Origin of the sequence: Microcystis sp. M079S1, from assembly GCF_020246425.1 — a bacterium.
In the GTDB taxonomy this organism is placed as follows: domain Bacteria; phylum Cyanobacteriota; class Cyanobacteriia; order Cyanobacteriales; family Microcystaceae; genus Microcystis; species Microcystis aeruginosa.
In genome coordinates this window covers 1-9,890 of record NZ_JADBSZ010000084.1, presented here as the reverse complement: position 1 = coordinate 9,890, position 9,890 = coordinate 1, and the positions used below count along the sequence as shown (strand labels likewise).

The following is a 9,890-nucleotide window of genomic DNA, read 5'->3' as shown; positions in this document are numbered from 1 at the left end:
CAAGCTTTTCTGGTCGGAACCCCCTAAGCCGAGTTTTCAAGGTGCTGCGCCGTCCACTTGGTTTTCGAGACTGGCCTTTTAATTCTAACGTAAAGCCAACCTAGAACGGCGGGGTTTCAGACCCAAAATTTCCGATGATTATTATCTGAATTTCGGAGTTATCCGTTATATTTTGGCTTTTTATTCAGGAGATAGGAGTCAGGGTGATAGGGTTTTGGGGTGATAGGGATTTAGGGGTTTAGGGAAATTTCATCCAAATGCTCCACTACCCCACTACCCCACTACCCCACTACCCCACTACCCCACTTCCCCACTACCCCACTACCCCACTACCCCACTTCCCCGATGATCGCGAAAAAACTTCATCAAGAGGGGAACAACTTCCAGTAAGATGAAAAATGGTCAGTGAAAAAGCTAACCGAAATTTATTGTCGGAAATGGTAACACCGCCCCATTTCCCCAGACCCTAGAGGCTAGAGTCCGGTAAACCAGCGGATAAAAATTGACATCCATGAGTGCAGACATTTTCGATCGAGTTAAAAAAGTTGTTGTGGAACAATTAGAAGTAGAGCCGGAAAAAGTTACTCCCGACGCAAGCTTTGCTAATGATCTGCAAGCTGATTCCCTTGATGTGGTCGAGTTAGTGATGGCTTTAGAGGAAGAATTTGATATTGAAATTCCCGACGAAGCGGCCGAACAAATTGACACTGTGGGCAAAGCTGTTGACCATATTAGCGAGAAAGTAGGAGCAACCGCCTAATTATTGCGGGAAAATTGACAATTTAGCCTTAAATATCTGGGGCAAAATCTGCCCTTATTTTTGAACAAACATGACAGAATTGCCATTAAAAAGGGTTGTCATCACGGGGATGGGTGCAATCACTCCCCTCGGCAATAATCTAGCAGACTATTGGACAGGCTTAATCAACGGCAAAAGTGGCATTGGTTTAATTACACACTTTGATGCCTCCCGTCACGCTTGTCGCATTGCTGGGGAAGTGCGGGGTTTTGACCCCCACGACTATGTGGATCGCAAAGAGGCAAAGCGCATGGACCGTTTCGCTCAATTTGCCGTCGCCGCCAGTTTGCAAGCACTGCAAGATTCTCGATTAGTTATCGACGCTCTCAATGCCGATGATATAGGCGTACTAATCGGTACGGGCGTGGGTGGCATAAAAGTGCTTGAGGATCAACAGGAAATTTACTTGACAAAAGGTCCGAGCCGGTGTAGTCCCTTCATGATCCCGATGATGATTGCCAATATGGCCGCTGGTTTAACCGCCATCCACACGGGGGCCAAAGGACCGAGTAACTGCACCGTGACCGCTTGCGCCGCCGGTTCCAATGCCATCGGCGATGCTTTTCGTCTAGTACAAAGGGGTTTGGCCAAAGCGATGATCTGCGGTGGGACGGAGGCCGCCGTTACCCCCCTAGGATTGGCTGGTTTTGCCTCCGCTAAGGCCCTGTCCACCCGCAACGATGACCCCACCCGGGCCAGTCGTCCCTTTGACAAGGACCGGGATGGTTTTGTCATGGGGGAAGGGGCAGGAATCTTGATTATAGAGGAATTAGAAACGGCCTTAGCCCGTGGGGCGCGGATTTACGCCGAAATGATCGGTTATGGTCTGACTTGCGATGCCTATCACATGACGGCACCGGTTCCCGATGGTCGTGGGGCCACCAGAGCGATCGAATTAGCGATCAAAGATGCCGGTTTGACTCCGGCGGAAATTAGCTACATCAACGCCCACGGGACCAGTACGGGAGCCAATGATCCCACGGAAACCAAGGCGATTAAAAAAGCTTTAGGAGAATCGGCCTACCAAATCCCCGTCAGTTCCACCAAATCGATGACAGGCCACCTTTTAGGCGGTTCTGGCGGCATTGAAGCCGTGGCCACGGTAATGGCGATCGCTAATGATCGGATTCCCCCGACGCTCAACCTTGACAATCCTGACCCCGATTGTGATCTCGATTACGTCCCCTACGAAAGTCGTCAGCAGATAGTTAACGCTGCCCTCTCCAACTCCTTTGGATTTGGTGGCCATAACGTCACCCTAGCTTTTAGAAAATATGCTTGAGTCGATGCCCCCGAAAGAGTAATCTGTGAGTGGCTCCCTCTTTAACCTGGTCTTATTTTTGTAGTTCATTCTAAAAAACATTATGGTTGTCGCCTCCCAATCCCTCGAAGAACTTTGTATTAATGCGGTGCGTTTTTTAGCGGTGGATGCCGTAGAAAAAGCTAAATCGGGACACCCCGGACTGCCGATGGGGGCCGCACCCATGGCCTTTGTCCTCTGGGATCAATTCCTGCGTTTTAACCCGAAAAACCCCCAATGGGTCAATCGCGATCGTTTTGTTCTCTCCGCCGGTCACGGTTGTATGCTGCAGTATGCTTTGATGTACCTGACCGGATACGATAGCGTTCCCCTAGAGGAAATTAAACAATTCCGGCAGTGGAAATCGAAAACCCCTGGCCACCCCGAAAATTTCGTCACTGAAGGGGTGGAAGTGACCACTGGTCCTCTGGGTCAAGGGATTGCCAATGGTGTCGGTTTGGCCCTAGCAGAAGCCCATTTAGCGGCCCGTTTCAACAAGCCGGATGCCAAAATTATCGACCATTACACCTATGTGATTTTGGGTGATGGTTGCAATATGGAGGGGATTTCCGGGGAAGCTTGTTCTTTAGCCGGTCACTGGGGTTTAGGCAAGTTAATCGCTCTCTATGATGATAACCATATCTCGATCGATGGTTCCACCGATATCGCTTTCACCGAAGACGTGAGCAAGCGTTTTGAAGCCTACGGTTGGCACGTTCAGCAGGTCGAGAATGGTAACACCGATTTAGATGCCATTGCCAATGCGATTGCGGCTGCCAAAGCTGTCACCGATAAACCCTCGATGATTAAAATCACCACCACCATCGGTTATGGTTCCCCCAATAAGTCTAATACCGCCGATGTTCACGGGGCAGCTTTAGGAGCAAAAGAAATCGAGTTAACCCGGAAAGCGTTAGGTTGGCAATACGAGCCGTTTGTGGTTCCCGATGAGGTGTTAAATCGTTTCCGGCAAGCAGTGGACAAGGGAGCGACGGCAGAAACGGACTGGAATAAGTTATTTAACGAATATCAGGCCAAATATCCCGCAGAAGCGGCTTTATTTGAACAGTTAACCACCGGTCAACTGCCGGAAGGTTGGGAGCAAGCTTTACCGGTTTATAAACCCGAAGATAAGGCGCTCGCTAGTCGTAAACACTCGGAAATCTGCTTAAATGCGCTTGCGGGGGTTTTACCCGGTTTAATCGGTGGTTCGGCGGATTTAACCCACTCTAACTACACGGAATTAGAGCATTTTGGTAATTTCCAAAAAGGCAGTTATCAGGAGCGTAACGTCCATTTTGGCGTGCGGGAACACGCGATGGGGGCGATTTGTAACGGTATTGCTCTCCATAACACGGGATTGATTCCCTACGGGGCAACTTTCCTGATTTTCACCGACTATATGCGGAATTCTATCCGTTTATCGGCATTGTCAGAAACTCGCGTCATCTGGGTAATGACTCACGATTCCATTGCCCTAGGGGAAGATGGACCGACTCACCAACCCGTGGAACACGTTGCTTCTCTGCGCGCTATTCCTAACCTGTTAGTCATGCGTCCGGGAGATGGTACGGAAACTTCCGGTGCTTATAAAGTAGCGGTGAGCGAAAAGAAACGCCCGACTTTATTGGCTCTCTCCCGTCAAAATCTGCCCAATTTAGCGGGAACTTCCCTTGCGGGTGTGGCTAAAGGTGCTTATACTATCACCGATTGCGAAGGTACTCCCGATGTCATTCTCATCGGTACGGGGGGCGAGTTATATCTCTGCGATAAAGCTGCTGCGGTGTTAAAAGAGGCAGGAATTAAAGCTCGCGTCGTTTCTATGCCCTGTTGGGAGCTATTCGAGGAACAATCGGCAGAATACAAAGAATCGGTATTGCCGAAAGCAGTGAAAAAACGTCTCGCAGTGGAAGCGGGTTCAACCATGGGTTGGCATCGCTACATCACCGATGAGGGGGATGTGTTGGGGGTTGATACCTTCGGCGCTTCTGCTCCGGGGGGTGTGATTCTAGAGAAGTTTGGTTTTACCGTGGATAACGTGGTAGCGAAGGCAAAAGCGTTGTTAGGTTAATTAAAACTTTGGTTTTGTGGAAAAAGCCCGCGCAAGCGGGTTTTTTGTGTTTAAGATGGAACTATATCGTGCAAAGGGTTGACTGGGTGATTCCTTTTACAGACAGAGAACTACAAAAAGCATGGAGAGAAAATCAACGAGCGGCAAAGGTCAAAACCATAACTAACGCTCATCGTTTATTGCTATTTTACTCCGTTGAATGTGGTCTCAAAGCAGTTTTACTGAAAAGACAAAGCAAAGATTGCACCGATTCTTGTCCAGAATTAGTTGAGGTACAGCATGATATAAATAAGTTACTAGACAAACTGCGTGCGGGAGAAAACCTAAAACTTCCCTCACAATTAAGTATGAACCCTTTAAAAAAGAATCAAGAGAGAAAGTTTTCTTGCGCTGAAATTAATCAAATGTGGCGATATGGGGGATGCTGTGACAATATTAAGGATAATGAATTAGAAAAAAAATTGTTAGATATATTAAGTTGGATTGCACAGGAGTTGCAGGGACTATGAGAAGACGGACATTACTAACTTGGTTTGATATTAAAAGAAAAATTGCTCGCGAAACCGCTAACGGAAATGACTTACCTGATGGTATTGTTAAAATTAGTTGTTTTAGTAGTGCTTTAGAGATTGGTATTCAAAATCAAGATGATCAACCAAAAGCTAACTCAATATTAAAAGAATGGTTCGGAGATTGGTATCAAGAATCAGAACAAATTATTCAGCTAGATATTGATAATGCTTCTATTCCTGTAGAATTTATTTTAATAGATAATAGTTCTTATTTTTCTCCATCGATTCGACCTTTTTGGCAGGAAGTCGCTTATTTAAAAGAAAATACAGATTCAGAGCAATCGGATAATTTTTTACCCAATGCTTATCAAGATAAGCCAGAAATTATTGCTTTTTATTCTTTTAAAGGTGGTGTGGGAAGAACCCTACATTTAGCCGCTTATATTCTTGCTCTCTTAGCAAGAGCAAAAGATATAAATAAACCAATTAAAATTTTAGTTATTGACTCAGATTTAGAGGCTCCGGGGTTAACCTATTGGCAAAGGTATGAAAATCAACAGGCAACCGTATCTTTGAGCAATTTTTTGGAAGTTTATCAATATCCCAAGCCATCTCTAGAGGTGGCACTCTCTTGGGTAACTCAAGAAATTAAGAAAACTGCCAAACAGCAAAATAAATCAACTTTATATTTTCTCCCCGCTTTTATTGAAGAAGAAGAACTCTTAGATACTCCTATACTTCCAGAGAATTTAGCTAGAAATCCATCGGGTGCTTGGGAGGTAGGGGATGCAATTTATCAATTAGGGCAAAAATTAGCAGTAGATTATATATTTATTGATTTAAGAGCAGGATTAAGTGAAATTTCTAGCCCAATTTTATTTGACTCTAGAATCCAAAGATTTTTAGTAACAACAGTTAATGAGCAATCTTGGCGAGGTGTCAGGATGGTTTTAGAAAAAATTGGCTTACTAGCTCCCAGTGATTTAAAAGTAAAGGATGGTAATTATTATGATCCTTCGATAATTATTAGTTTTTTAACCCCAGAAGTCAGAAATTTATCAGCATTTGAGAATATTTTAGAGCAATTACAGTCGGCTTATGTTCAACCCAAAAATGAGAGTTTATATACTACTAGACTGGATATTAAAGAAACTTATTTCGCCCAAGAGTTGCTATATGTTAACAATTGGGACGAAGCTCAAAACAAATTAAGTTCAACTTTCTTGATGGAACTGGCAAGACAATGGGCAGAAGATAAATTATCTAATAATAGCATTGCATCAGCCACACCTTCAGATAACTCCTTAGATGATGTGAAAAAACTCAGGGATACTTGCAATAAATATATTTATGCAGAAAAGGGACAAGGGGAAGATTTACTCATTACCGAGCCATTGAAAAATCTCGCTCGTAATTTTCAAGATAAACTACCTAATGTTATCTCAATTGGTGCTAAAGGTGCGGGAAAAACCTTTAATTATATTCAGCTATCTCGCCTACAGTCTTGGGAAAATTTTTTAAATAAAGTTGATCCTCAAAATCAAGAAAATTCCCTAGAAAATCTCGGTTTAATATTTCCTTTACTGCAATCACAAAATTTAAATGATAAGGCCAAAAATATTCTTGAGCAAGCACGGCAAAATGTTAATAATGTTCTTAATAATGATTATCAATTTTCCTCGTCGGATTTAAGAGACAGAATCACGCAGTCGCTATCAAATCAGGATTGGACTGAGGTTGATTGGAAAAATTTTTGGATCAAAGAAATTTCGAGAGTTTTAGGTTATAATCCTGAAAATTGTCAATTACATAAACTGCATGAATACCTTCAACAAAAAAACTCGAAGATTATATTTTTATTTGATGGATTAGAAGATGCTTTTCCTAATGTTGCCAATGATAACGATAACCTTCAACGAAAAGCCTTGAAAGCTTTGATCGATCATTTACCCAATAATTTATCAGAAATTCGGCAATCTAATCTCGGATTGATTGTCTTTCTGCGTCGAGATTTCTTGAGATATACAATCACACAAAACTCGCAACAATTTGAAAACTTATATCGTAATTATGATCTATCTTGGAATCTAGAATCGTTTCTTAAACTTTCCTATTGGCTCTGCATACAATCATCGGTTATTAATGCTAACCCTCAAGATTTATTCGATTGTTCAATTGAAGATTTAAAAGAAAAATTAGAATTACTTTGGGGCAAAAAATTAGGAGCAGATAATGCAAGAGAAGCTAAGTCAGATAATTGGATTTTTGCAGCTTTAACCGATTTTAATGGAAGACTGCAAGCGAGGGATATTGTGAGATTTTTGTACCATGCTGCTAATATTACTGTAGAAAAAAAAGAAGAAATACAATTTTCTAAATGGTCGAATACTAGACTGTTACCTCCCCAAGCGATTCGACGAGCGCTTGAACCCTGTAGTGAAGAAAAAGTTGACGAGTCTAAGCAAGAATATCCCATATTTAAAAGCTGGGCAGAAAGTTTACCTCAATATAGTGATAAAAAAATTCCTTTTTCTCTAGAACAGTTTAATCTGGATGCTGATACAGTCAATGTTCTTGAGCAAATGGGAGTAATTTATGAGGACAAGGATAAAGAAGATGCAGTTCGTTATTATATGCCCGAAATATTCCGTGAAGGGTTAGGATTTTCTAGTCAAGGTGCGCGTCCTCGTGTTCTAGCTTTAAAGCGCAAAGTTTTGGGGAAATCAAATTTTTAATGGTTCGAGCTTTTTGGCAATGACTATATGATTGATTGTTATCAGCTTTTCACAACAGACGTAGCTATTATCAATCAAAAAAACGCCAAAAAATACTCTGCTGAATGTAAGTTAGCCAAAAAAGGTAGTTTCCGTCTTCAGGGAGGTATCAGACCTTTTATTGAAGTCAAATGTATGAGATCAAGAACCTTAGGAGACAAAGCGGCAGAACAAAGGTCTAAATTGATAGGAATACCTTCAACAAGCCTAAATATTCACAAAGATCAATATATTGAAACAGATTTTGATTTAGTGATTACATCTCTTGCCAATGCTTTTTTTCAGACCAATTTAGAAACAGGACTATTTGTTTGGAATCCCACACCAAAAGAGCAAATATTTTTAAGCAAAATTAATATTAATAATTAAGAAGAAGCCCTTTTAAAAATGTACGTTGCCAGAAGTAAAGATTTAACAGCAAATCAAACCAATAATATCAATTGTTCTCGCCAGAAATGCCAGGATCAAAACTATAATTTCATCCCTAATTATCCCAAAAATTTCTTTGATGTTAATACGGCTGAACCTCTACAACCATGGCTCCCGATCAAAAAAATAGAGGATTTACTTGATTAAAATTAGGAATCAAGATACATCGAATAAACTTAATTGTAGAGGTGTAAATCTTGCAGGTTTCTGAAGATCATAATTAGCAATAAATACCTCCTTGCCCTTGCGTCTTTCACTCTGATAACCATGTTCTAATTTTAAACCATTTTTTTGATCATCAGTTCGATTAATAGTGTAATTCCATTCATTATCTTGTAAAGAAATACACCAATCATACATTTCTCTAATTTCGGAGCAATTATCATAAGTCAAAAGAAATTTAAATCGATGTTGATGTTTTTTCAACGTCTTACATAACCTTTCATGATCTTCTAGACTGAAGAAGCAGGAATAGAATTTATTTTGATCTGCTTGAAAGTAAGGAGGATCGACAAATAAAAAGTAATCATCGGGTAATTGATTGATTAAATCTTCAAAATCTAAACAAGATAAATTGACATTTTGCAGTTTTTCCGAAGTGGTTTTTAGGTGAGAAGGCCAGTTTTCAGGACGCATAGAATACTTATCACCATAGCCCCAATAACAATTTTCAAGTTTCATAATTCCTGAGTAGGAAGTTCTATTTAGATAATACCAACGCATGGCTCTTTCTAGGTCATTGGCTGGTTGAAATTCATTTTTATAATAATTGTGTAATTCTTTGGTAGCGTTTAGACCTTTTAATAATTCAATTAGACTATTAAGATGATCTTTGATATGTCGATAACAGTTCATTAATTCCTCATCTTTGTCATTGAGAATATTCTCTGCTACACTTTCCTTAGCAAAGAATATAGATGCTCCCCCCGCAAAGGGTTCACAATACTTATGGTGACTAGGAAGACAAGCTAAGATTAGCTTACGGGCATAAAATTTACCGCCGGGATAACGAAAAGGAGAATTACTAAGTTTTTTAGCGATTTTGGACATTACCTTTGATTTTAGAGGCTTTTCTTTGAGATTATTTTAACAAAATTACGATATTTTATCTAGGAATGTCAGAGAAGTTCGGTTTTACCGTGGATAACGTGGTAGCGAAGGCAAAAGCGTTGTTAGGTTAATTAAAACTTTGGTTTTGTGGAAAAAGCCCGGGCAAGCGGTTTTTTTTGTGTGGTTATAGGTTAACATAGTTTAGGCTTTAGGCTTAGTTCATGTAAAAATGTAAAGTAGGAAGAAGTACCGTAGGTTGGGTTGAGGCACGAAACCCAACATAACCAACAGCTAAGACAGGAAACCCAACACAACCAACAGCTAAGACAGGAAACCCAACATAACCAACAGCTAAGACAGGAAACCCAACATAACCAACAGCTACTTTTTTAACGTCAACCCAACTACTTAAAGGAGTAAAAACCATGAGTCTGTGTCTCAATCCTAATTGTTCCTCCGCCAATCCAGATGGCAATAAATTCTGTGAAAAATGCCGCTCGAAATTGTTCTTACAAGAGCGTTATCAAGCAACTCAATTAATTGGTCAAGGAGGATTTGGTCGCACTTTTAAGGCGATAGATTACAGTAAGCCTTCTCGACCTTATTGTGTGATTAAACAGTTTTTTCCTTCGGCTCAAGGGACTGATACAATTGAGAAAGCCTCAGAATTATTTGAAAAAGAAGCAATCCAATTAGAGAAGTTAGGAAAACATCCCCAAATCCCTGAACTTTTCGCCTATCTCAATCATGATGATGACCGTCAATATTTGGTACAAGAATATATTGAAGGACAGAATTTAGAACAAGAATTAAAAGGCTCTTCGGTTTGTGTTATGCAATGGACGGGGGTTATAAGGGATGTAACCCTTATATAGAAAGGCATTTAGCGATTTTTGTCAATTGTTTTTGCTCTAGAGCGAACTAATCAATTAAGTCTTTTGCCAGATAAGGATTT

At 40.9% G+C, this 9,890-nt stretch carries 8 protein-coding genes and 1 pseudogene; 7 read left to right on the top strand and 2 right to left on the bottom strand.

Annotation, left to right across the window (positions count from 1 at the left end; all coding sequences use genetic code 11):
• Positions 1 to 511 precede the first annotated feature (511 nt).
• The 6 genes from IM456_RS05320 (at position 512) to IM456_RS05295 (ending at position 7,825) form a co-directional block, all read left to right on the top strand.
• On the top strand, positions 512 to 760 hold the full coding sequence (locus tag IM456_RS05320; protein ID WP_079209653.1) for an acyl carrier protein: 249 nt from the start codon (positions 512 to 514) through the stop codon (positions 758 to 760).
• A gap of 70 nt (positions 761 to 830) precedes the next feature.
• A complete protein-coding gene (gene fabF, locus IM456_RS05315; RefSeq protein ID WP_002789439.1) occupies positions 831 to 2,081 on the top strand; it encodes a beta-ketoacyl-ACP synthase II in 1,251 nt (416 codons plus the stop codon).
• A gap of 82 nt (positions 2,082 to 2,163) precedes the next feature.
• On the top strand, positions 2,164 to 4,170 hold the full coding sequence (tkt, locus tag IM456_RS05310) for a transketolase (protein ID WP_287693670.1): 2,007 nt from the start codon (positions 2,164 to 2,166) through the stop codon (positions 4,168 to 4,170).
• Positions 4,171 to 4,256: 86 nt separating this feature from the next.
• Positions 4,257 to 4,679 (top strand): hypothetical protein, encoded by a 423-nt coding sequence (locus tag IM456_RS05305; RefSeq protein WP_239698037.1) that lies wholly within the window; start codon positions 4,257 to 4,259, stop codon positions 4,677 to 4,679.
• The gene (locus IM456_RS05300) at positions 4,676 to 7,417 is read left to right on the top strand and encodes a KGGVGR-motif variant AAA ATPase (RefSeq protein WP_287693667.1); all 2,742 of its coding nucleotides are present in this window, start codon (positions 4,676 to 4,678) and stop codon (positions 7,415 to 7,417) included. Before IM456_RS05305 ends, IM456_RS05300 begins: the two co-directional genes overlap by 4 nt.
• A 27-nt stretch (positions 7,418 to 7,444) precedes the next feature.
• Positions 7,445 to 7,825: a restriction endonuclease gene (locus IM456_RS05295; protein WP_287693665.1), complete on the top strand. Its 381-nt coding sequence runs from the start codon at positions 7,445 to 7,447 to the stop codon at positions 7,823 to 7,825.
• Between the two features lie 216 nt (positions 7,826 to 8,041).
• Here the strand turns inward: IM456_RS05295 and IM456_RS05290 are convergent, their stop codons facing one another.
• Together IM456_RS05290 and IM456_RS05285 are read right to left on the bottom strand one after the other, a co-directional pair.
• A complete protein-coding gene (locus IM456_RS05290; RefSeq protein ID WP_287693663.1) occupies positions 8,042 to 8,935 on the bottom strand; it encodes a DNA adenine methylase in 894 nt (297 codons plus the stop codon).
• 214 nt (positions 8,936 to 9,149) lie between these two features.
• On the bottom strand, positions 9,150 to 9,362 hold the full coding sequence (locus IM456_RS05285; RefSeq protein WP_287693661.1) for a hypothetical protein: 213 nt from the start codon (positions 9,360 to 9,362) through the stop codon (positions 9,150 to 9,152).
• Between IM456_RS05285 and IM456_RS05280 the strand changes: the two are divergent.
• Positions 9,361 to 9,762 (top strand): annotated as a pseudogene (locus IM456_RS05280) (4-Cys prefix domain-containing protein); the annotation flags it as partial. The gene IM456_RS05285 and the pseudogene IM456_RS05280 overlap by 2 nt on opposite strands.
• Between the last annotated feature and the right edge of the window lie 128 nt (positions 9,763 to 9,890).